At 43.2% G+C, this 22,862-nt stretch carries 22 protein-coding genes; 3 read left to right on the forward strand and 19 right to left on the reverse strand.

Going from position 1 to position 22,862, the window contains the following annotated elements:
- Window positions 1-3: 3 nt before the first annotated feature.
- The 19 genes from SJ2017_RS01640 to gmk form a co-directional block, all read right to left on the reverse strand.
- Entirely contained in the window at window positions 4-1,758 is a 1,755-nt protein-coding gene (locus tag SJ2017_RS01640) for a glycosyltransferase family 2 protein (RefSeq protein ID WP_080914679.1), read from the reverse strand.
- On the reverse strand, window positions 1,755-2,138 hold the full coding sequence (locus SJ2017_RS01645) for an ApeI family dehydratase (RefSeq protein ID WP_080917347.1): 384 nt from the start codon (window positions 2,136-2,138) through the stop codon (window positions 1,755-1,757). Before SJ2017_RS01645 ends, SJ2017_RS01640 begins: the two co-directional genes overlap by 4 nt.
- Window positions 2,131-3,498 carry an AMP-binding protein gene (locus SJ2017_RS01650; RefSeq protein WP_080914680.1) on the reverse strand — a complete coding sequence of 456 codons (1,368 nt, stop codon included), beginning with the start codon at window positions 3,496-3,498 and terminating at the stop codon, window positions 2,131-2,133. The genes SJ2017_RS01645 and SJ2017_RS01650 overlap by 8 nt, the downstream gene beginning before the upstream one ends.
- On the reverse strand, window positions 3,491-4,042 hold the full coding sequence (locus tag SJ2017_RS01655; protein ID WP_065110115.1) for a COG4648 family protein: 552 nt from the start codon (window positions 4,040-4,042) through the stop codon (window positions 3,491-3,493). Before SJ2017_RS01655 ends, SJ2017_RS01650 begins: the two co-directional genes overlap by 8 nt.
- Window positions 4,042-4,290: an acyl carrier protein gene (locus tag SJ2017_RS01660; RefSeq protein WP_065110114.1), complete on the reverse strand. Its 249-nt coding sequence runs from the start codon at window positions 4,288-4,290 to the stop codon at window positions 4,042-4,044. The genes SJ2017_RS01655 and SJ2017_RS01660 overlap by 1 nt, the downstream gene beginning before the upstream one ends.
- 8 nt (window positions 4,291-4,298) lie before the next feature.
- On the reverse strand, window positions 4,299-4,553 hold the full coding sequence (locus SJ2017_RS01665; protein ID WP_055025258.1) for a phosphopantetheine-binding protein: 255 nt from the start codon (window positions 4,551-4,553) through the stop codon (window positions 4,299-4,301).
- Between the two features lie 28 nt (window positions 4,554-4,581).
- Entirely contained in the window at window positions 4,582-5,430 is an 849-nt protein-coding gene (locus SJ2017_RS01670; protein WP_080914681.1) for a lysophospholipid acyltransferase family protein, read from the reverse strand.
- An 18-nt stretch (window positions 5,431-5,448) separates the two neighbouring features.
- Entirely contained in the window at window positions 5,449-6,219 is a 771-nt protein-coding gene (locus SJ2017_RS01675) for a beta-ketoacyl synthase chain length factor (protein WP_080914682.1), read from the reverse strand.
- Between the two features lie 265 nt (window positions 6,220-6,484).
- Window positions 6,485-7,357 carry a DUF3014 domain-containing protein gene (locus tag SJ2017_RS01680; RefSeq protein WP_080914683.1) on the reverse strand — a complete coding sequence of 291 codons (873 nt, stop codon included), beginning with the start codon at window positions 7,355-7,357 and terminating at the stop codon, window positions 6,485-6,487.
- Window positions 7,358-7,490: 133 nt separating this feature from the next.
- The gene (gene recG, locus SJ2017_RS01685) at window positions 7,491-9,566 is read right to left on the reverse strand and encodes an ATP-dependent DNA helicase RecG (RefSeq protein WP_080917348.1); all 2,076 of its coding nucleotides are present in this window, start codon (window positions 9,564-9,566) and stop codon (window positions 7,491-7,493) included.
- A gap of 207 nt (window positions 9,567-9,773) precedes the next feature.
- Window positions 9,774-10,394 (reverse strand): response regulator transcription factor, encoded by a 621-nt coding sequence (locus SJ2017_RS01690; RefSeq protein ID WP_080914684.1) that lies wholly within the window; start codon window positions 10,392-10,394, stop codon window positions 9,774-9,776.
- 3 nt (window positions 10,395-10,397) lie between these two features.
- Window positions 10,398-11,549: a sensor histidine kinase gene (locus tag SJ2017_RS01695; protein WP_225442152.1), complete on the reverse strand. Its 1,152-nt coding sequence runs from the start codon at window positions 11,547-11,549 to the stop codon at window positions 10,398-10,400.
- Between the two features lie 73 nt (window positions 11,550-11,622).
- Window positions 11,623-12,312, reverse strand: a complete 690-nt coding sequence (locus tag SJ2017_RS01700; RefSeq protein ID WP_080914685.1) for a tetratricopeptide repeat protein — start codon at window positions 12,310-12,312, stop codon at window positions 11,623-11,625.
- Window positions 12,313-12,531: 219 nt separating this feature from the next.
- Entirely contained in the window at window positions 12,532-13,458 is a 927-nt protein-coding gene (locus SJ2017_RS01705) for a calcium/sodium antiporter (RefSeq protein WP_065110108.1), read from the reverse strand.
- Window positions 13,459-13,657: 199 nt separating this feature from the next.
- Entirely contained in the window at window positions 13,658-15,313 is a 1,656-nt protein-coding gene (locus SJ2017_RS01710) for an AMP-binding protein (protein WP_080914686.1), read from the reverse strand.
- A gap of 397 nt (window positions 15,314-15,710) precedes the next feature.
- Entirely contained in the window at window positions 15,711-16,094 is a 384-nt protein-coding gene (locus SJ2017_RS01715) for a RidA family protein (protein WP_080914687.1), read from the reverse strand.
- 113 nt (window positions 16,095-16,207) lie between these two features.
- Window positions 16,208-18,325: a bifunctional GTP diphosphokinase/guanosine-3',5'-bis pyrophosphate 3'-pyrophosphohydrolase gene (spoT, locus tag SJ2017_RS01720; protein ID WP_080914688.1), complete on the reverse strand. Its 2,118-nt coding sequence runs from the start codon at window positions 18,323-18,325 to the stop codon at window positions 16,208-16,210.
- Between the two features lie 13 nt (window positions 18,326-18,338).
- The gene (gene rpoZ / locus SJ2017_RS01725; RefSeq protein WP_055025248.1) at window positions 18,339-18,617 is read right to left on the reverse strand and encodes a DNA-directed RNA polymerase subunit omega; all 279 of its coding nucleotides are present in this window, start codon (window positions 18,615-18,617) and stop codon (window positions 18,339-18,341) included.
- A 61-nt stretch (window positions 18,618-18,678) separates the two neighbouring features.
- Complete coding sequence (gmk, locus tag SJ2017_RS01730) at window positions 18,679-19,302, reverse strand: guanylate kinase (protein WP_055025247.1); 624 nt, start codon at window positions 19,300-19,302, stop codon at window positions 18,679-18,681.
- A 343-nt stretch (window positions 19,303-19,645) separates the two neighbouring features.
- On the opposite strand from gmk, the gene SJ2017_RS01735 reads away from it, so the two are divergent.
- The 3 genes from SJ2017_RS01735 to yjjG all read left to right on the forward strand — a co-directional run bounded on the left by SJ2017_RS01735 (window position 19,646) and on the right by yjjG (window position 22,776).
- Window positions 19,646-20,866 (forward strand): hypothetical protein, encoded by a 1,221-nt coding sequence (locus tag SJ2017_RS01735; protein ID WP_080914689.1) that lies wholly within the window; start codon window positions 19,646-19,648, stop codon window positions 20,864-20,866.
- 125 nt (window positions 20,867-20,991) lie between these two features.
- Window positions 20,992-22,059, forward strand: coding sequence for a phosphotransferase enzyme family protein (locus tag SJ2017_RS01740; RefSeq protein WP_080914690.1), 1,068 nt, complete (start codon window positions 20,992-20,994; stop codon window positions 22,057-22,059).
- A gap of 33 nt (window positions 22,060-22,092) precedes the next feature.
- Window positions 22,093-22,776 (forward strand): pyrimidine 5'-nucleotidase, encoded by a 684-nt coding sequence (yjjG, locus tag SJ2017_RS01745; RefSeq protein WP_080914691.1) that lies wholly within the window; start codon window positions 22,093-22,095, stop codon window positions 22,774-22,776.
- The last annotated feature ends 86 nt before the right edge of the window (window positions 22,777-22,862 follow it).

Genomic DNA, 22,862 nt, shown 5'->3' on the forward strand with positions numbered 1-22,862 from the left:
GTATTACTGTTCCTGCTTGAAATTGGGATTGCTTGAATGTGAGGGCGACGACAGCTCAGTCGAAGGTGTCACTTCTGTGGGGCCTGAATCTCTTTGGGAGTCTTCATCACGGCGCCAAAAATCGTAAAAATTAAACCATTGCAATGGTTGTTGTGTCGCAAAGTGCTCAAGTCGGCGGCTATATTCTGTCGCCGCGTCAGCTAATCGCTCTGTTCGTCCTTTACGAGGCCCTTTTAAACTGTCTGACAAGTGTTCGACATGGACACGATAACGACCATGCTCTTGTAAACAAAACATAGTGTAAACCGGACAATCAAGTAGCCCAGCTAGAATAAAGGGGCCTTGTGGGAATGCGGCTTGTTGATCAATAAAGTCGTTATAAAAAACGCGACCTGCAGTATCAGATGAGGTGCGGTCTGCTGCGATAACGACTAATTCTCCAGCGGCAATTTTATCTTGTAATAGCATCGCCGTGCTTGGTCCCAATTCATTGACTTGAATCAGATTTAAACCACTATTTGGGTTTAATTGTTTTAGCACGTTATTAAAGTTTTCTGCATGACTGGTCAGCACCATCACATTGACTTTGACTTGTTGCTGGTGGATAGAGATCGCACGGCAAAGTTCAAGGTTACCTAAGTGAGACACCAATAATACAGCACCTTGGCCAGATGCCACTTGGTCAGCTAAAACGTGTCTGTCAGGAAAGTCTACCTGTGCCAGTTTAATACGATCGCACCATGCATCGATTCTATCCAGCGCCGCATTTCCAAAAGCAAAAAAGTGCTTCAGGCTGTCTCGCCAAGTAACAGGATCAGATAATTGTTCATGCTGCGGATGTTTACGCTTAACTCGACGTAAAAAGTCCATGGAGGCGTTTCTTGCGGTTACGCCAGTAAGGAAGAAGTAGCAAATCACAGGGTACATGATTGCCCTACAAAGCCAATGACCGCCTAAACGATAGCTGTCAGCAATGAGCTTAATTCCCCAATAACTGCCACGCTCACCCATAGCTGACCAGTGCTTATTAGCGTTTTTTTTTGACAGAATTTGCGGCAAACGTTTTAGCATCCCGAAAAATAAGCCGGTATGCATTGCTGAAATGCGAACATTATCTTTAATACCTTGAAAGTGACTAATGCCATCTTCAGGGTAAATCACCTTGGTAGAAATATGCTTGATTGGTACACCTTGCCAGTGCAGCTTGACCATGATTTCAATATCAAAGTCCATGCGTTCGCCTAACGCTTGCTGTTTAAATAGCTGCTCTGTAGCAGCAAGAGGGTAAACCCTAAAACCGCACATTGAGTCTTGAATATCAAAACTCAGGGTTTCAACCCATACCCAAAAATGGGTGATATAACGGCCATATAAACGCCCTTTAGGAACTGACTCATCATATTCGGGTTTGCCTGAAATCAACGCAAGAGGCTGTTCTGATGCGGCTTCAATCATGGCTGGAATATCATCTAGACAGTGCTGACCGTCGGCATCAATTTGCAAAGCATGGCTATAGCCATCTGCATAAGCTGCCCGCAGACCTGTGGTAACTGCTGCGCCTTTACCTCGATTAAAGGGATGCGTTAGTAAGGTTACCCAATCATACTTATCTGCTAATGATTGCAATAAATAACGCGTTTCATCATTACTACCATCGTTAACTAAATAACAAGGTAAGCCTAAAGGTGCTAAAGCGATTAATGTGTCAGCAATGGCTTGTTGGTGATTATAATTGGGAATAATCAGAGCCAGTTTCATGATTGGCTATCCTTATTGCATGTTGCAGAGGCCAAAGCTAATGCGATGCGGCCTGAAGCAAACCGTTTGTCACCATCACGATAACTAAAGGTTAATTTTGACTTGGCGGCATTATGGCTAATGAATAGCTCAACTTCAGTATCAGGTAACATTAATTGTTGAAACTTAAGCACTTCTAGCGTGGCAACGGTAGGCTCGTAACCAAATGCTTGGCAGCCAAGCTGAATTGCCCAATCAAGTTGGGTGACGCCAGGTAATACGGCTTGTTCTTCAAAGTGGCCTTTAAAATAATCTAACTCGGCAGACACAAAGATCCGCCAACAGCTCTCATCTTCATTGCTGTGTTGCGCTAATATTTCGGGTAACGCTGATTTAATCATCATTGAATACTGCTAATAGATCGGTTTGTACACGCTTACCCTGTGCGTTAAGCGGTAATGTATCAGGATAGCGCCAGCGGCGTGGTAACGTGACTCGTTCGAACTGACTTAATAGATGCTTTTTAAGGTGATTATTGACACTTAGTTTACCGGCATCATCAAGCTGCTCTAATCCTTCTTCAGATAAGCAAATTGCCGCACCTAGCATGATTCTTGGCTCGGTTAGCTGAATCACTGCAGCTTCTTTCACAAACGGATGAGTGCAGAGCAAGCCTTCCATTTGCGCTAGAGATAAACGTTTTTCTTCCACCTTTACGATGCGGTCGAGTCGGTGTAACAAGGTAAAACGGCCATCTTCAGCTAATTCAATCTTGTCATCACACTTCATCCATTCATTACTGGCAGGTAAATAAGGTGACTTGAGCATCAATGCGCCATCTTCATCATTCTCACATATCTCAACGCAGCTGAAAGGAAGCCAAGTTCTGTTTGGCTCCATTTGACGTCGATAGGCAATACCGCCAGTTTCTGTGCTGCCAAAGACCTCTATAGGGAACTGACCATAGCAGGTATGAATGTGCTGAGAGGCATCGTATAACAAAGGGCCACCTGAACTGAAAATCAGACTTGGTGCTAACTGTTGTTGTTCAAACTCTAAAGCTTCTGGCAAGCGTGATAATTGGGCAGGGCTACTTATCAAGCATAAGTTCGGCATTAAGGCGATGTAGTAACTTAAGGTTTCAGGGTATTCAACGAGATCACTTAAAAACGGACGACTTGCAGCTAAAGGCCACAATATTTTGAATAACAAACCATAAATATGTTGATGTGAAACGGTAGAAATAACGCTGCACTGTGGCAGTCGAGATGCAAAGGTTTGTTCTAAAATGCTGACTTCAGCATCCAGTTGCTCAATCGACTTTGCAATGGCTTTAGGTTCGCCGCTACTCCCTGATGTGAATAAAACTAACTCGCCGATTTGGCTGGTTTCAGGCCAAGATTTATTGGCAAGGCCGAGCTCTTTTTTAAGCAAGATAAATTGCTTAACTTCACTAAGAGGCTGATCTGAAATTACCCCATCAAAGGCATGGTTTAGCTCAGTTAGCGTGCCACCTTGGATATTAGCGGGCAAAACCACTTGCTTACCTGCAAGCAAGGCTGCACACATGCCAGCAGCAAATAAATCACTGGTTTCAGCTGCGAGTAACCAACGTTTGATTGGGCTGGCATTAAGTTGTTCAAATAGATGGGCAACATGGGCTGTAAACAGTGAACCCGTCACAATGTCATGATGATTGAAACTAATTAATTGTTGCGTTTTAGGGTCATTATGTAGCCAGTTTATCAGCAAGTTATTCATGTTTTTTCAACCAAAATTTGCGATATAACCATTCTCCACCGAGTAATAAACCCATGAGGATATAGGCAATGAATCCATTATAAAGCGTCCACCATTCAAGCGAGGCAAACTGTGCAGTGTAGAGCGCGAAACTGCCATTGATGATAAATAATCCACACCATAAACGGGTGACATTATTTAAATAACCAATGGCCGAATCAGGTAAATCTGGTTCTTTTAATCTGGCCAAACGTTCAATCATACTTGGGCCTTGTTTTAGTGAGTAACTAAATAGCCCTAGCATCGTGAGGTTTATCACCACTGGGTAGAACAGTAACCAATCATTGCGTTTAGCAATAAAGCTCGCCGCTGTGAGTCCAATGCCCACCAGTAGCGGCAGTGCCATAGACTTAAGTTGTTGCTTACTCAGCGCAAGTCGCGCAATTAATACAGCACAAAGCAGTAATGCTATTGTGCCTGGTGGTAAGAACTGCAAACCTAAATACACCGCTATCGGGTAGCAAATAAGTGCGATGGCGGTGATAATTTGCAGTACTAGCACCATTAATCTTTCATTAAACCTTCAATCGCATTAACGACATCTTCAACTGTACGCACTGTTTTAAATTGCTCTGGTTGAATCTTCTTTCCGGTCATTTGTTGAAGCTTTATCACTAAATCCACAGCATCAATACTGTCTAAATCAAGTGCTTCATAAAGTGAAGCATCTAAGGTGATATCTTCTGCTTCAATTTCAAAATCATCGACTAAAATTTGCGTCAACATGTCTAGGATTTGATCACGATTTTCCATGATGACTCCTAAGAACGCTGTGATTCAATAAAGCTAGCTAAGCTTGCTACGCTGTAAAAGTGTGCTTTAGTTGCTTCAGAGTTAGCTTCTATTTTGATATCGAATTGCTTTTTAATTGCTAAACCTAGCTCAAGCGCATCGATTGAGTCTAATCCTAAGCCTTCACCAAATAGTGGTGCGTCAGTTTCAATATCGTCGATACTGACATCTTCTAAGTCGAGGCAGTCAATAATGAGCTGCTTAATTTCGTTGTGTAAATTCATATTAATATTCTAATTGTGATTGGTGTAATTAATGTTTGCTCATGTTGCGTAATGGCGGTAATGCTGTGAGTTGCTCAGCGTAATACTGCTGCAACTCTCTTGTCAGAACTCTGGCCATTTTAGCTTCATTGTTTTGACTAGCATCATACCTTAGGTACTCAAAAGGTGCGCCCATTTCTACAGACATATTGATTGTTTGCCTTGGTAGTTCGTACCAAGGTTGCTGCTTTGTCAGTCCGGCCACATCAATACGAAGTATGACAGGCATGATATCAGTTTGTGTACGTAATGCGATATTTGCAGCGCCACGTGCAAATGGATTTGTTTTAGCCCCCACAAGGGTACGAGTGCCTTCTGGGAAAATAATTAAGTTTGTATCTGTTGCTAACACTTGCTGACAGTCTTTTAGTAACAAGTCTGCACCACGATTAGGAATATACCCTGCTGATGCTAATACACCGCGTATAAAGGGGTTGCGCCATAATCCTTGCTTAACAATACAACCGGCATTGGGCATTAAACTGATTAACACCACCACATCAACCAAGGTTGGGTGATTAGCCACCACTATCACTCCTTTTGCCTCGCTTAAGCTAGGGAGCGTTTTGGTACTGACTTTAATGACTCCGGTTGCACTGAGCATCCACACAAAACCTTTAAACATAATGTGGACCGCTTTTTGTACTCTGGCAATTCGTTGCTGTTTTGTACCCGGCCACAAACGTAATACAGGTAAAACAGTGAGCGAGCTTAATAGTCCACCTAAACCAAAAACAACATAACATAAGGTGCCACCTATCCAACGAGGTACATATGCTAGCCCCGTTAAGTAAGGGGCGGGTTCAGGGAACTCTACTGAGCTGTTTTTATTCGTCATACTCTGCAACTTATAATATCAGCGACTTTCATGTCGCTGGGTCGTGTGGTCATGACCTAATTGCGGGGTCAATTGCCACTGCCAATGAGCCAATTGACCTGTTAGCGAAGTTTGCGAAGCAATAGCATGAATAAATTGCGCATAACTGATTGGCTGGGACTCGTTTGTATTGCCGTTTGATAGCGTCAATTGACCTAGAACAGTGTGCTGATGCTCAGTACTGTTGGCTGGGGCAAGATATAAGCCCATTGCCAAAGGTAATTCATATTCTTGGGTGTATTGATTGTAAATAGGCGGGACAGGATCGTCACCAAAGACAAGCAGAACCGGTTCAGGGTTTTCAGCTAGCTGCGCAAATGCTTCAATCATGGCTTGGGATAGGCTTTCTTCACCTGCTGCAACAGAAGTTGAAGCTGCAGTATTGCCACTCACTATGCCGTAAATGCCACTGGCTGTGTTGTGTACTGACTGGCTGAAAGCTAATGGAGAAAGCGCTTCTTTATCAACAATATCTTGTAATAAACCCAGTGTGCGAGTGAGTTCGCCATGACGAGAAGCAAACACGCTGCGGCAATGTTTTGCGGGTTGGCAGTCATGGGCTGCAGTCAGCATCATTTTAGTTAAGCGGCTAAAACGGCGACGTTGCATGGCTGGCACGTGAGCTAAAGCGGGAGAGGTTTTATTTTCTGTAGTCGGGGTGACAGCATTATCCCATTGGCGCCAGCTTTCTTTATCTTGAAAGTCTAGAGACCATGCGCCCCATGAAAGAATATCAAATACTAATTGCACTACATTGCCTCTGGTACGACTCAGGTATCCCTTGCTGAGATGGCCACATCGATAGGGTTTGGACGCTATGAATATGGCAGCTTGTTGTTAATTTAATAACGTCAGCAATTGTACCGTAATATTTAGCATCACAAAAACAAAAAATAGCGACATAAGGTCGCTATTTTGTGGGTCCTTGAACTGCAAACCTAATCGAGTAACTTGCTCTTATTCGATTAGGGTTTGGCAGCGATAGGTTGGCTAGTACTAAAAATACCTACAAAAGCTAGTTGTTTAGCTGTTGTTTAAGCTTTCTTACAGCACCTTTGATTTTCTTAGTATTTTCAGGCCCCATGCGCACCATTAATTTTTGAATGTTAGGTAGCGACTCAAGTTTAGGGTCAACAAATAAATAGTTAACACTGATTGATGACAGCTCAATTGGATCTTCGATAATGGGGGCTGCCAAAATCACATCAAATGCTTCTACCATGCGTTCATTGAAGCTCATGTCACTATAACCAAGTTCTTCAAATGCTTCGTCAAATAAAGGCGATAATTCTTCAAAAGTACTGACTAGCTGTTCATCATTCATGCCCGCTATCATGTCTGCATAGAGATCATAACGGTGGTAGCTGTCTGGGTTTAAGTAGATTTTGTCGGTAATTTCACTGACGCTAAAGCTGTCTTTAGGACCTTTTAAAGGGCTGGCTTTGTGAATGACTTCACCTTGTGCCATGTTGTCGACAAATACCACAAACTGGCGAGCAATGTCTTTTTTAAGGATGATGGATTCGATTTTCATTCCATCAGCCATTTCAATGGTTTTTTGCTCTACAAAATCATCACTTTCGGTCAGTGCTGGTAGTGGTTCAACGACCACTTCAGGTTCTGTTGGAATGATTTCGGTCGGCTCTACCACTTCTGGTTCAACAATCACTTCTTCAATTGGCTCTTGCTCGATGGGCTGTTCAGGCACCGGCTCTGGCAATTGTACTGGTGTTGGGGCTATTACCTCAGGTTCAGACGGCTCTGACGTGAAATAGAAATAACCTGCACCAGCCAAAATAACGGCAATGGTTACGCCGATAACACCTGCATTGCTGCCACCTGCGCGGCTCGATTGTGGTGTTGCTCTGTCTTCTTGATTGACTTGCATTTCTATTCCTTAGCTTTAAACATCAAAAGTGGAACTGAACACGAGATAAATATTGTTTAGCCTCAAGCTCATCACTCATTCTGCAATATTATTAACGCTTGTCTAGTGATAATAGACCTAAGTTAACAATAATTTATGCTTGTACGTATTGCTGGCGATCACCTAACCAACGGTGAATGATGCCATCAACATTTTCAGGTACTTGTCGCATGACATGTGCGGCAAGTTTTTGGGTGTTTTCAATTAAATACTGGTCTCTGACCAAATCTGCTATTTTCATTTCTGCCAGCCCAGTTTGACGAGTGCCGAGCACTTCACCTGGGCCGCGGATCTCTAAATCTTTTTGGGCAATAACAAAACCGTCATTACTCGACCTTAATACACCAAGTCGTTTTGTTGCTGTTTGCGACAATGGCGCTTTGTAAAGCAGTAGGCAATGACTCACGACTGAGCCTCGACCGACACGACCACGTAATTGGTGTAATTGCGCTAAGCCCAGCCTTTCGGGGTTTTCAATAATCATCAAACTGGCATTGGGTACATCAACACCAACTTCAATCACAGTGGTTGCCACTAGTAAATGTAGCTCACCCGCTTTAAATTGAGCCATTATTTGCTGTTTTTCTGCGCTTTTCATTCGTCCATGCACCAGACCAATGTTGAGTTCTGGTAATAAACGACTGAGTTCTTCTGCTGTATCTTCAGCAGCTTGGCATTCCAGCACTTCAGATTCTTCAATTAAGGTGCAGACCCAATAAATTTGTCGATTGTCGTTTAAGGCTGCTTGCTTGACCCGCTCAATGACTTCATCACGGCGATTATCACTCACAGCAACTGTACTGACAGGCGTTCTGCCAGGTGGTAGCTCATCAATGATAGAGGTTTCTAAGTCGGCATAAGCTGTCATTGCTAACGTGCGAGGTATCGGAGTGGCTGTCATGATCAATTGATGAGGATGAAAACCTTGGCTAATGCCTTTTTCACGTAGGCCCAACCGTTGATGCACTCCAAAGCGATGCTGCTCATCGATAATTATCAGTGCTAATTTGTCAAAACTGACTTGTTCTTGGAAGATGGCGTGGGTGCCAATGACCATATTGGCGCTACCATCAGCGATATCCGCTAGTGATTGAGCCCTTGCTTTGCCTTTTAGTTTACCTGCAAGCCAGCCGACTTTTAGTCCGAGCGGCTCAAACCACGCAGCAAAATTAATGGCATGTTGTTCAGCCAGCAATTCGGTGGGTGCCATCATCGCCACTTGGTAGCCATTTTCAATGGCTTGTAGCGCTGCCAGTGCAGCAACTAAGGTTTTTCCTGAACCGACATCACCTTGCACTAAACGCATCATTGGTGTTGGTTTCTCAATATCTCGGCTTATGTCTGCGACCACTCGCTGTTGAGCCCCTGTGGGTTTGAAGGGCAGGGCTTTTAAAAACGGGTTTAGTAGTTGGCCTGTTGCCGAAAGTGTGACAGCTTTATCAAGGTTGTTACGTTGACGCAGCTTTAGCATACTTAAATTGTGCGCCAATAACTCTTCTTGCACTAACCGCTGCTGAGCAGGATGCATCCCCACCTCCAAGTCAGCTTGTTCGATGTCATTGGGAGGCCTATGTATTAACTGTAAAGCATGGCTAATACTCATATTATTGGGCTGCAACTCGGCGGGGAGCAACTCGGTTAACCCGCCGTGAGTTAGGTGAGTCAGTGCTTGTTCGGTTAGTTTAATCCAACTGGCTTGTTTAAGACCTTCTGTTGAAGGGTAAATGGGGGTCAGTGAATCACTTAATGCTGGATTCTCGCCTTCTTTGATTATCTTGTATTCGGGATGAATAATCTCAAAGTGTCTTTTACCGCGCTTAATTTCACCATAAGCGCGAATAATCGCGCCGTTTTGCATGCCATTACGTTGGGCGACTGAAAAGTTAAAGAAACGTAGGGTTAGCATTCCTGTGTCGTCTGTAATAGTACAGGTCAGCATGCGTTTACGGCCAGGGACAATTTGGGTAGAAATGATTTCTGCTTCGACAGTGCCATACATGGCAGGATATAAACTCGCAATGGGATAGATTTGGGTGCGATCTTCGTAGCGCATAGGCAGATGAAACAGCACATCTTGTACTGTTTTAATACCCAGCTTATCGAGTTTTTCAGCGACTTTTTTGGCTACGCCTTTTAAGTCGGTAATAGGAACCTGATCCAATGGTTGCAAATCCACAATGCCTTCATATTGTCGAGTGTTGGCGCTATCATGCTAGCAAGGGTTAACAGAGTTATCCAATAAGTTATACAGTTCACTATCGAGTGAGAATGCTTGCTAGAGACAATAGTACTGTAAATATATACAGATATTTATGCCTATCTTAGCAGAGTTTGAATACAAGGCAATAATATTCCCCTTTTTGGCAGCTAAGCAACGCTATAACCAGCCTTTTTGTTTAGCGATACGGGCAGCATCAATACGATTACTGGCATTAAGCTTACTGATCGCTTCAGACAAGTAATTCCTGACTGTCCCTTCGGCAATGAACAGCTTCGCGGCAATATCACTGGTAGATAATCCTTCGCTGGCAAATCGTAACGCTTTTCGTTCCTTATCATTTAGCGGATCAATATCCCCGATGGCACTGATTGCAAGCTCAGGATCGATCACCTTTTTGCCAGCCATGACCTGCTTGATTGCCGATAATAAACTTTCTGTGGGGGCATCTTTTAATAAAAAGCCATCGACGCCACAGGCAAGCGCTCGCTTGATATAACCGGCTCGACCAAAGGTGGTTAAGATAATGACTTTGGTTTGCAGTGCTGCACCTTGCTGTTCTTTAAGCCATTGTGCTAATTCAAGGCCTGTACGCCCTGGCATTTCGATGTCACTGAGCAGTAAATCAAACGAGTGTTGTTTGAGTAACGCAATAGCCTGAGTGCCGTCTTCGGCTTCTGTGACTTCAACTGGGCCAATGGTTTCATCATTGCTAAGAGTGAGCAGTGCTGAAAGCGCTCCTCTCACCATAGCTTGATCCTCTGCCAGTAAAATTTTCATGAATCAGCTGTCCTTATCGGTAGAAAGAGGCAATGAAATCGTGAACTGATAACCATCGGTAATTTGATAGTTAAATGCGCCTTTGAGCAATTGAGCCCGTTCTGCGATGCCTTTTAGTCCGTTTCCTTCCACTATCGCTTGTGTTGATGAATTATCAGATAAACGTACGTTTAGGGTGTTGTTTTGATGGCTAAACTGCCACCAACATTCAGTTGCGGTGCCGTGCTTGAGCATGTTATTGACTAGTTCAGTAAACATTAACCCTAGTTGTGATTCATATAATTCGGGCATCTCGGGCAGTTGGCCGTTGACGTTCACTTCTATGCTTTGTTCTCGAAGGGATGCGGTTAATTGCTGTAAGGTGTCAGCCAAGCCTTTATGTTTATAATCCGATACTGTTTGTCTGATTTGACTAAGGCTGTCTCTGGCTATTTCTGCTAATTGACTCAAATGTTCTTTTGCTAAAGGCAGGTTTCCTGCTTCAACGAGTTTTTCCGCTAACTGCGCTTTAAGGGCGATAGACGATAAGTTGTGACCCATAATATCGTGAAGATCTCGAGCAATTCTTTCTCGTTCTAGGGCTGTCGCTAAACTGGCAATTTCATCATTTGATTGACGTTGCTGACGTCTAATTCGCTCATTGTTATGTTCTACTACACCAAATAATCCCACCACAAACACGATTAACATGCCGTATAGCGGGAAATAAAATGCGGGATACCCTACAAGGTAGTTTAGTGTCCATAACCCAATACTGATGGCGATAAAACTGATAATGCTGGTGCGTAATGAGTAAAAAAAACCAATAAAAAAGCCCGCAAAACTAAAAAATGAAATTCCGCCGCTGGTAAATAAACTGGCGATAACCGCAGTCGAAATCATTAACGATATAGGGTATATGGCTTTTGCTTGGCTACTTTTATAAGCCCAAAAATAACCGTATAAGAATGGAATTAATAGCAATAGACTAATGCTTACACGCATAACATCATCACGCATAAACCAAATAGGTATGAAATAAAAAATGAGGTTTAACAAATAGACCCAAGCCGTTTTTTGCTTGTAGGCTTTTTCTGGGTGGTTGTTTTCGTTAGTGGTCATATCCGTGTGAACCATTCCTTGAGCAGACTGATTGGCAGTATCTTGAGTATTCATAACCTTTCCTTAGCAAGTTAGCATACTGCAACCCATCGGCAATGGGTAGCAGTAGCTAACAGGTCCCGTGGCATTATTGACTAGCATTCACTGTAGAGGTTGGGTTTAGCAGGAAGTTAGCCCAACCATAGTCTGGATTAATAGTTAACGCCTGTTGCCAGTCCTGCTTTGCGGCATCTTGTTGACCGAGCTCTTGTTTGGCAAGACCTCGCCAAGTGTAAGCTTCAGCATGTCCCCAACAGATCTCATCACAAGGGTTTTGATAGCGTGCAATGGCTAATGAGGCCAACTCACTGGCTTTGTCGTAACCTCCACCATATTGCGCAGGCGTGTAAAATGCACTCATAGCTTTAACTAATGCAATTCGAGGGTTGTCGGGACTTAATTGTTCAGCCTGCTGTAATAAAGCGCTTGCTTTAGATGATAATTGTTGGGCTTTAGCGCCGTCATAAGCGATTTGCATGCCATAGATTTGCGCGAGTAATGTCATCGATTCAGCATGATCTTCACGACTGATAACTGCTTCAAGTGTGGCTTGTGCATCAGTAAGCGCACGTTTTGCGACACCACGTTGTCCTAAAATATTGGCAGTAATTGCAATACGGTATTGGGCATAGGCATGTTCATAATCAACACTTTGCTGGCTGATTTGATTGAGCGCTTCAAGGTTCATGGTATTGGCTGCAGCATCAATACTATTGATATCTGCGACACTGGTTTGACTGACTAAAGATAAGGTAGCGGCAATAAATAATGTTTTCATGATTAACTCCGTTTATTCAAGTGTGTGTTGAGTGCAGAGTTAGTATTCAATATTGGCGTGAATGTGTGCAGGCACAAACGTCATCAGTTTATGATGACAAATGTCATTAATAAAAAAGCCAGCATACTGAATTAGCATGCTGGCTTATGGTTTAGTCCTGATGTTATCGTCTTAGGCTTTTTGTTTGACCCTATCGCATAGACTGAACCGTTTTTATACTTACGCTTGGATCACTAAGTAACTGATATAGCCTAAATAGCTGGCGACTAAAACAGCAGCTTCTCGGCGACCAATCCGCAGGCCTGTGTAAGCAAAGGGCAGTAATACTGCTGCTAATGCGATCATGACCACCCAGTCAATTTGGCTTATCTCATTACTGATAATAGGGTGGATAAGGGCCGTTACCCCTAAAATCCCTAAAATGTTAAATAGGTTTGAACCAACGACATTACCAATCGCTATATCACTTTCGCCTTTCAGTGCTGCCACAATAGAGGTGACAAGCTCCGGCATACTGGTGCCTATCGCGACGATGGTGAGGCCAATAACCACCTCACTAATACCTATCGACTTTGCCATGGCAACTGCGCCATCGACAAACAAAATGCCGCCACCGACAAGCATAGAAATACCGACAATAATCATTAGTACTGAAAGGAGGTTGCTTTGATTTGTTGCACTTTCAGAGTCGTCATTTTGTTGTTTGTCTGCTGTGAAATAGCTAAATAGTAAGTAACTGATAAGCAACGTAGTGAGAATGACGCCATCAAAAAAGCTTAAACCACCATCCAGTAATAACCCCCAAAACAATAATGAGGCCGCAATCATAATAGGGATATCTCGGCGCACCATCTGTGATTCGATTTTTATTGGACGGATAAGCGCTGTTATTCCTAAGATTAAACCGATATTGGCAATGTTTGAGCCGATAACGTTGCCCAACGCAATTCCGCTATTACCTGCAATAGCTGACTTAACACTCACTGCAAGCTCAGGGGCGCTGGTGCCAAAGGCCACGATTGTTAAACCGATAATAAGCGGCGTAAGTCCCAACTTGAGCGCTATTTGACTTGCTCCTCGCACGAGCGCTTCTGCACCTAGGGTTAAAATCAAAAAACCGCCGATAATCGACAACATAATTAGCATGATTCACTCTCAAAAATGGCTGAAACCGAAATGGACGGCAAGCATAGTGATTTTTTAGTTTTGCGCAATTTAAATTATCGAGCCGGAGGTTAAATTTTGTTCATATAGCTTAGGTATAGCATAGGGTTATTTTGCAAATACCAGGGACAAAAAAGCACACCAATAAGGTGTGCTTTAATCAGTCTAACCAAACAGCGGGTTAAATTTCATCTTCCCAGCAAATTTTCGCACCACGAATACCATCAACTTTGGCACTAAACTGCTTTTCTAGCACGTGGCGTTTAATTTTAAGCGTTGGTGTCATTGCATCATTTTCAATGGTCCAAGGCTCTGTTACCACAACCATAGCGTCAACATGCTCGTGTGATTCTAAGTTAGGGTTAATGCTGTCTAAGGTCGCCTTGAGTGATGAGCGTACTTCTTCACGAGGTTGCAACGCAGCACCTTCTGATAATTGAACCAATGCCACAGGGTGCGGTAAACCCGAACCAATGACACACAATAATTCAATATGTGAATCTTGAGCTAACTTACGCTCAATTGGGACTGGCGCAACATACTTACCTTTTGAGGTTTTGAAGTTGTCTTTAACGCGACCCGTAATTGAGATAAAGCCTTCATCATCAATTTCACATAAATCGCCAGTATGGAAAAACCCATCTTCATCAAAACAAGCTTTGGTGACTTCTTCTTGTTTGCAATAGCCTTGCATTAAGCCAGGGCTTTTAACCATCAGCTCACCTTCGTCACTACGGCGCACTTGGCAACCTTCGACTGGGCGTCCCACTGTACCAATTTTAGTGGCATCGAATGGGAAGTTAATTATCGAGTAAGCACAGTTTTCAGTCATGCCCCAAGCTTCAGAAATGTTCATGCCGATTTTGTGGTACCACTCAAGCTGGCTTGGTGGAATAGGCGCTGAACCTGAACCCAGCAAACGACAATGTTCCAGCCCTAGGCCTTTTTGGATCTTACGTTTAACTAAGCTACTAATGATGGGGACTTTAAGCAGGAAGTCCAATTTAGCTTCACCGGCTTTTTCAATAATATTGAGCTGGAATAGTGTCCATAAACGTGGCACCGAGAAAAACACCGTAGGACGACAGCGCTGCACATCTGCAACAAACGAGTCTAGGCTTTCAACAAAGGCGACCGAAGAACCTGAGTAGAATGATGATCCTTGAATTGCGACACGCTCAGTAATGTGGGCTAATGGCAGGTAAGATAATAATCTGTCAGTGGTATTGGTTTTTAAATCACGCACGACGGCTTCACAAGTCCAACCGTAGCTACCAAATGTTTGAATTGCGCCTTTAGGTTTACCGGTAGAGCCAGAGGTATAAATCAGCGTCATGACTTGCTCTGCGGTTGGCGTCGGCGCATCAACTAATGGCGTGCCAAGTTCAAGAATTTTGTCCCAGTGATACTGAGAAGGCATGGTGTCATATGGCATTGCAAGACGTAAGATTTCACCACCTACCCCCGCTTCTTGATCTGCCCAGAAATCTAATTTACCTGTAAAAATGGCTTTAGCTTCACTGTGCTCAAGGACATAGCGAATAGTCTCAGCATTTGCTGTTGGGTAAATCGGCACACTGATATAACCGCCATGCATTAATGCTAAATCAGTGATAAACCATTCAGCACAGTTTTTAGAAAGTACTGCGACTTTATCGCCTGGTACTAAGCCTAAATGACGCAGTGCACCGGCAACTTGCTGAACTTTTTGTTGTACTTCACGCCAAGTAAAGTCAACGTACTGACCATTGATAGGTTGGCGTAAATAGACTTCATTACCCTGGGTTTCTACCCAGTGCGACAACATTTCTACTGGCGTTTTCATTAGATTTTCCATTGACGATTCCATGTTCTTTTTTGTTTTAATGTAGGTCGTGTTTATTTCAATGTCTTTAACGTAATAATCTATTGTAATCGCATTGAATATTTAATCAGTTCAGACCAGTTATGTAGGCCTAAAACGTTATATATATGCATAAAGTACGACTAGTACTTACATATGTAACATCTTCAGGTATTACACTAACTGGCTCCCATTGAACGAGTAAATAATGAACACGATGATTATCAGTATGGCGATTTAACGCATTCTTCGCAAACGTTAAGCTGTTAATTTTTAATAAATACAACTAATAAACTAGCATATTCAGCTGAGATGTGAACCGTTATCGAGTAATAGCTCTAATAAAAAGGGCGCCTATTGGCGCCCTGTAGAGGAAAAGTCGGTTTGTGACCTAGATCTCCATTATTCCATCCATTTCAACTAAAGAGCCCTTTGGAAGCTGTTTTACACCAATTGCAGCACGTGCAGGGTAAGGTTGGCTGAGGTATTTAGCCATGATGTCATTTACAGTTGCAAAGTGAGAAAGATCAGTTAAGAAGATATTGAGCTTCACAATATCTGACATGTTGCCGCCAGCGGCTTCACATACTGCAGTTAAGTTTTCGAATACTTGCACAACTTGCGCAGAAAAGTCATCGCTGACCATTTCCATTGTGCTTGGGACTAACGGAATTTGGCCTGATAGGTAAACAGTGCTACCCACTTTTACAGCTTGAGAATATGTGCCAATTGCTTGTGGAGCTTTATCGGTTGCGATAATGATTTTTTCTGCCATGACGCCCTCTGCGAAAGTAAAAACTTCAAAATTGAAAATAAAATGCAAGCAAACCTAAGCTGCCTCATAGAGTTAGAGTCATTCAGCTTAGGAAAGTTAGATTAGCAATCTTACTAGCGATTACGTGAGGTGCGCAAGACTTCTGGCAATACGCGAATACGGCGCATGACATTGGCGAGGTGAACACGATCATCAACCGAGATACGCAGGTTAATGAGGTAAACACGGCCATCGCGTTCTTCAGTGCTCAAGTTATGAATGTTTGAGCCTGCCGCAGCGATAATATTGGTGATCTTAGCTAGAGCGCCTTGATGGTTAACAATTTCAACCCGCAAGTTAGCTTGGTAAGTTTCGCCTTCAACGTTATCCCAATGTACTGGAATATATTTATCAGGCTCACCTTGATAACCTCGAATATTGGCGCAGTTTTCCATGTGAACCACTAAGCCTTTACCAGGACTCACGTGGGCAACGACGGCATCACCAGGAATAGGGCGACAACAGTTTGCGAAGGTAACAAGCATACCTTCAGCACCACGAATCGGCATTAGATGCTCTTCGTGATCGTCGTCATCTTCGTTCTTAGTCGTGAGGTTCTTACCCAGTAATCGCTGAGCAATCACAATGCTCATGGCATTACCTAAGCCGATATCCGCCAAGAGTGACTCTAAATCGTCATGTTTGGTTTCAGAGATGACCTTATCCAGTTGCTCAGCATCAATGCTATCAAGCTTGGTTTCACCCAAGGCATGATTTAATAGGCGTTTACCTAATGCAACAGCATCGTCACTGGTCAAGCTCTTCAGTACTTGACGGATTTTACCGCGCGCTTTACCTGTTACCACAAAGTTTAACCAAGCGGCATTTGGACGTGCGCCCTTAGCGGTAATAATTTCAACAGTTTGACCGGAAATCAGTGGCTGACTGAGTGGGTATGCTTGACGGTTTACACGTGCGCCAACACAGGTATTACCCACATCAGTATGCACTTCGTAAGCAAAATCGACAGCAGTCGAGTTAACCGGAAGTTCTAAAATACGACCTTCAGGCGTGAAGGCGTAAATTTCTTCTGGGAAGAGTTCGGTTTTAACGTTTTCCACAAACTCAAATGAACTACTGGCGCTTTGTTGCAGCTCCAGCAGACTTTGCATCCATTTATGGGCACGAATTTGAGTGGTACTTTGTTGCGAACTACTGGTGCCGCTTTTATACATCCAATGAGCAGCAACCCCTTTATCTGCCATTAAGTCCATTTCTTCAGTACGAATTTGAACTTCAACAGGAACCGCATGAGGGCCAAATAATGAGGTATGCAATGATTGGTAACCATTGGCTTTTGGAATCGCAATATAATCTTTAAAACGCCCAGGGTGTGGCTTATAAAGACCATGCATGGCACCTAATACGCGGTAACAGGTATCAATGGAATCGACCATGACTCTGAACGCATAGATATCCATGACTTCTTGAAACTGCAGTTCTTTATTGCTCATCTTACGATAGATGGAATAAAGGTTTTTCTCACGACCTTTGACAGTGCCTTTAATGCCGGCATCTTCAAGACGAGTCGTAATCGCACCTTCAATACTGTTAATCAGTTCTTTTCTATTACCACGGGCTGCTTTAACGACTTCTTTAAGCACACGGTAGCGCATTGGATAATAGGCTTGGAAACCTAAATCCTCTAACTCGCTTTTGATATTATGAATACCAAGACGGTTGGCGATCGGTGCGTAAATTTCTAAGGTTTCGCGAGCAATACGACGACGCTTGTCAGGACGTAATGCACCCAAAGTACGCATATTATGCGTTCTGTCAGCAAGCTTGATCAAAATAACGCGGATATCCTGCGTCATTGCCATCATCATCTTGCGGAAGTTTTCGGCTTGGGCTTCTTTTTTATCGCGAAACTTAATTTTATCGAGTTTTGACACACCCTCAACGAGTTCAGCCACGGTTACGCCAAATAACTCAGTGAGTTCTTCTTTGGTAACAGGGGTATCTTCGATGGTGTCATGAAGCAGGGCTGCCATTAATGTCTCGTGATCAAGACGCATGTCAGCCACAATGCGGGCTACCGCAACGGGATGGGTAATATAGGGTTCGCCACTTGTGCGCATTTGCCCTTCATGGGCATCACGCGCAACAATGTACGCCTGCTTGAGTAACTCTACTTGCGCGGGTTCTAGATAACCTGACGCAGACTCCTTAAGACCTTCAAACAGATACAAGTGGCGCTACTCCTTAAAGCGTACGGCCTTCAGCAATTGCTGCAACAGCAGCAATTTCAGCGGCTTCACGCTCACGAACAGTTTGACGTTCGTCAGCATCTAAAGTGTTAGAGGTGACTAAGCCTAATTCGATTTCGCGTAGAGCGATAACCGTTGGCTTATCATTCATCTCTTCAACCATAGGGTCTTTACCTTGCACAGCGATTTGGCGTGCACGACGCGCTGCAACCAGGATCATGTCAAAACGGTTGCCGATTTGTTCTACGGCGTCTTCTACAGTTACGCGAGCCATGTGGTGAAACTCCAGTGTTATCTATGGGAAAAAAATGACGCAAAATTGTACACTATGACAATTAATCTGCCAACAGATCGTTAATCATACCACTGTGAGTATGGATCTGACTAGCGCAGGTTGATCTTTGACTGCGAATGATCGCGCAAAGATCGCCTAAAGCTACGTCAAAATCATCATTTACAATAATATAATCTGCATCTTTATAGTGTGACATTTCTGATACAGCCTCAGCCATACGTCCGTCAATGACGTCTTGGCTGTCTTGACCACGGCCAGTTAAACGGCGTTCAAGTTCAGCCCTTGAAGGAGGTAAAATAAATACCCCAATGGCTTCTGGCATGAGTTTTTTGACTTGTTCAGCGCCTTGCCAATCAATATCTAAAAATACATCAATACCATTTGCTAATGTTTGTTCAATAACCGTGCGGGATGTGCCGTAATAGTTACCAAACACTTCAGCCCATTCAAAGAAGGATTCTTCAGCAATAAGCGCTTTGAACTCTTCAACCGAGACAAAGTGATAATGTTGACCATTCACTTCACCTGGACGTGGCTGACGGGTGGTATGAGACACAGACACTTGCATGTCGCTTGGCTTATCTTTCAGTAAAGCAGAGATAAGTGAAGATTTACCGGCGCCACTTGGGGCAGACACAATAAATAGATTTCCTCGAGCGCTCATAGTGCAATTTCCAACCAGATTATTTATCAGGCCGAGTATTATACTCAAAGCCATACAATTTGCGAGATTTGTGATAGAGAAAAATGCAAAAATCTGCACTAAAAATAGCAAAGAATTCTGCGTTGAATTTAGCACTCAATCCCCGACTGCTATAGATGCAGCACCTATCTAGCCTGAATTTAACCTTAATCGAAAAAGACAATGGATAAGTTTCCCCTTCGATTTAGTACCAAATAGTGCTTTTTAGCATTTTTTTGTGCCATTTTACGTGGGTTTCACTGACTTTAGCGTTGAAATTGTTTAGTCTGCCAACAGTTCATTTATTTAGATATTGGGATTGCTTGTGTCATTCGCCTCCTTATTTTGTCGCCAAGGTCGAGATAACGGCCTAAGAGCCTTAGCCATTCAATTAAGCTGCTTAGTCTTTGTGTTATTGATTGCGCTACTTTTTTCAAACTCGATTGTGACATTAATTGCAGCTGTCTTAGCGTTACCTATTTGCGCGTTAAGCACTTTACGTCGCTTAAAAGATGCGGCTAAACCCAATACGTTGCTTGCGATCCCTGTACTGTTGTTGCTGCTGTTTAGTATGTCGCTCAGTTTTAGCTTCCCTGTGGCTGTGTCTAGTATTGTTTTTATTCTTGCTGCGCTGACAGCGGGTGGCTTTGCTTGGCTTGCTGCGCCTAAAACAAATCAGCGTAAACCTGCTTATGTTATGGGCTACTTTGGGCCTCATGCTAAAGCATCGGTAAAGCTTGGCGATGTACGCCGAAGACAAGAGCCAGTTATGGGCGGCGAGCATGCGTTTTCATCAATGACTGAAGATAATGAGCAATCTGTTTATGATGCCGATGATGTCAGTTATGAGCCAGGTTATCAGCATGAAACCGTTTATAAAGATGATATTAAAGCCCAACAACATAATATTGATGAGCAAGCCGCTTATGAAAGCGATGATAAACCGACCTACCGAGTTGACCGTGGTGCATTAGAGTCTGGCTCGTTATCTGAACTGCTAAAGTCATGGCTTGTTTGGGGACAAAACAATCAAAAAACGCTAATGATGCTAGCTAAAGGGCTGGGTGTTGTTAGTGTCATTACGGTAATTATTTACCTCATAAGCTTACTATTTACTAACAGCGATGTTGAACAAGAGCCAGTAGAAATAGCGCCTATCGAGCAGCCTGCAATCATTAGCGAGACAGCCAGAGTTAAGCTACCAGATGGGTTTTGGCTGATTTTACAACAAGACATTTTAATCATTCGCTGGTTAGGTGATGAAGGCGATGCGCAATCTATTTGGCGTTTAGATAACGCAGAAGGTGATAAACGCTGTGCTGAATTAGTGTTTAACGACGGCAGCAAATTCCGCCCTATGCAGGTAGATTTAATGGCAGACAGCGGTACTGAAGCTCGTTTTTCTCCTCTAGATAACGCTAAGATCATCAACAATATAGCCATGCGAGGTAGTTTTAAAATGTGCGGATTTAATTTTAGTTTGAAGGGCAGCCAAGCAACATTGTCTAGTCAACCTGATTTTGCGCACTACTTAAAAAGCCTTTAACCTCGTGAGATAGTGGGAATAGTGTCGTTTTTGTTGAGTTTTAAGGCATTACTGGTGCATAGCTAGTCTTGTGCTCAGGGATGGATTAGACTATCGGGCTCGCGATAAAAAATATGGAGTGTTGGGTGGTGGAGTTTATTAGGCAAACAATTTTGCCTTTGTATGGAATTACTGATGAAAATGCCAGTATTGCCCCGTTAGGCAATGGCCATATTAACCAAACCTTTTTGGTGAGATGGTCTACAGGGCAACTTGTGCTACAGCAAATTAATACTACTGTGTTTACCGAGCCAGACGTATTAATCGATAATGCGGCAAAAGTCAGTCATCACCTAATACAAAAGTCCACTCTTGGTGAGTATCAACTTGATGTCATTTCGCCTGTTGTATTAAAAGATGGTCGCTTATCTGTCGACCTTGGTGATAGAGGTTACTGGCGCGCCATTAGCTACTTAGCTAACAGCCATACGATTGAAGTCGTCACCAATACTGAGCAAGCTGAAATGGCGGCCAGTGCTTTTGGTCACTTCGCTTTTGCATTAAGTGACTTAGATGCCAACAGCCTAGTCGATGTTATTCCCAACTTTTTAAACTTACCGCAACGTATCGAGCAGCTTAAACAAGCCATTGCCGAAGATAACGTTGGCAGGCTTGAGCATTGTAAGCCTTGGGCTGACTTTGTGCTTTCTCAGCAGGCACTTTTCGCAGAGCTTGAACAAATAGAAAGCCAATTACCGCTGCGTGTTTGCCATAACGATACCAAAATCAACAACATGCTATTCGATAAACGTGACATGTCGAGCATGGCAGTTATTGATATCGACACCTGCATGAAAGGCTACTTAATGTATGACTTTGGTGATATGGTGCGCGCGTTTTGCTCGCCAGAGGAAGAAGACTCAACAGCACTTGATAAGGTCGTTGCTCGTCCTGAAATCATTGCTGCAGCCACCCAAGCGTATACCGACCAATTAGCTGCAATTTTAACCCCGCTAGAAAAACGTAGTTTGTGGTTAGGCATAAAGGTAATGGCGTTAATGCTAGGGTCGCGCTTTTTAACCGATCACTTAAATGGCGATGTGTATTTTGGTATTCATCGCGAAGGCCATAACCTCGACAGAGCTGCCAACCAGTTAACCGTATACAAAAGCTTAGTTGCACAAGAAGCGCAACTGATGACGCTATTTGAATAATTCAGTCACTGTATATATCAGTAAGGGTAAATCATGAAGTACCAATGGATTTTGTTTGATGCCGACGAAACCCTATTTGATTTTGATATTTTTGCTGGTTTACAGCTGATGTTCTCTCGCTTTGATATCGAATTTAATGCCAGTGATTTCGCTTTTTATCAAACCGTAAATAAGCAGTTATGGGTTGATTATCAGCAAGGATTAATCGATGCCGCGGAGCTGCAACACACACGCTTTTTACACTGGGCGACCAAATTAGGCTTAACGACCAAGCAGCTTAATAGCGACTTTTTAGCTGCTATGGCTGATATTTGTCAGCCGTTACCGGGCGCTAAAAAACTCATTAACAGTTTAGAAGGTAAAGCCAGTTTAGGGATCATCACTAACGGCTTAACAGAATTACAAAATGTGCGATTAGAACGCACTGGATTTAAACCCTCTTTTGAACACGTAGTGATTTCTGAACAGTTTGGCAAAGCTAAGCCCGATGTGAGTATTTTTGAGCACACGTTTGAGTTAATGGGTCATCCAGACAAAAACACTGTATTGATGGTGGGTGATAACCTGCATTCGGATATTCTTGGTGGCGTTAATGCAGGTATTGATACCTGTTGGCTTAATCACCATGGAAAGGATGTAGTCGATGGGATTACCCCCACCTTTGAAGTCAAAGACTTGCATCAACTGCACGATAAATTGCACTCAGGTCGCCGCTAAACCTCTTTTTTAGATAGCTTAACGTCAGTGCCATCATTAATAAAAAGCCACTCAATTGAGTGGCTTTTTCGTTCAGTTTGTAAGAG

Origin of the sequence: Shewanella japonica (assembly GCF_002075795.1) — a bacterium.
Classification (GTDB): domain Bacteria; phylum Pseudomonadota; class Gammaproteobacteria; order Enterobacterales; family Shewanellaceae; genus Shewanella; species Shewanella japonica.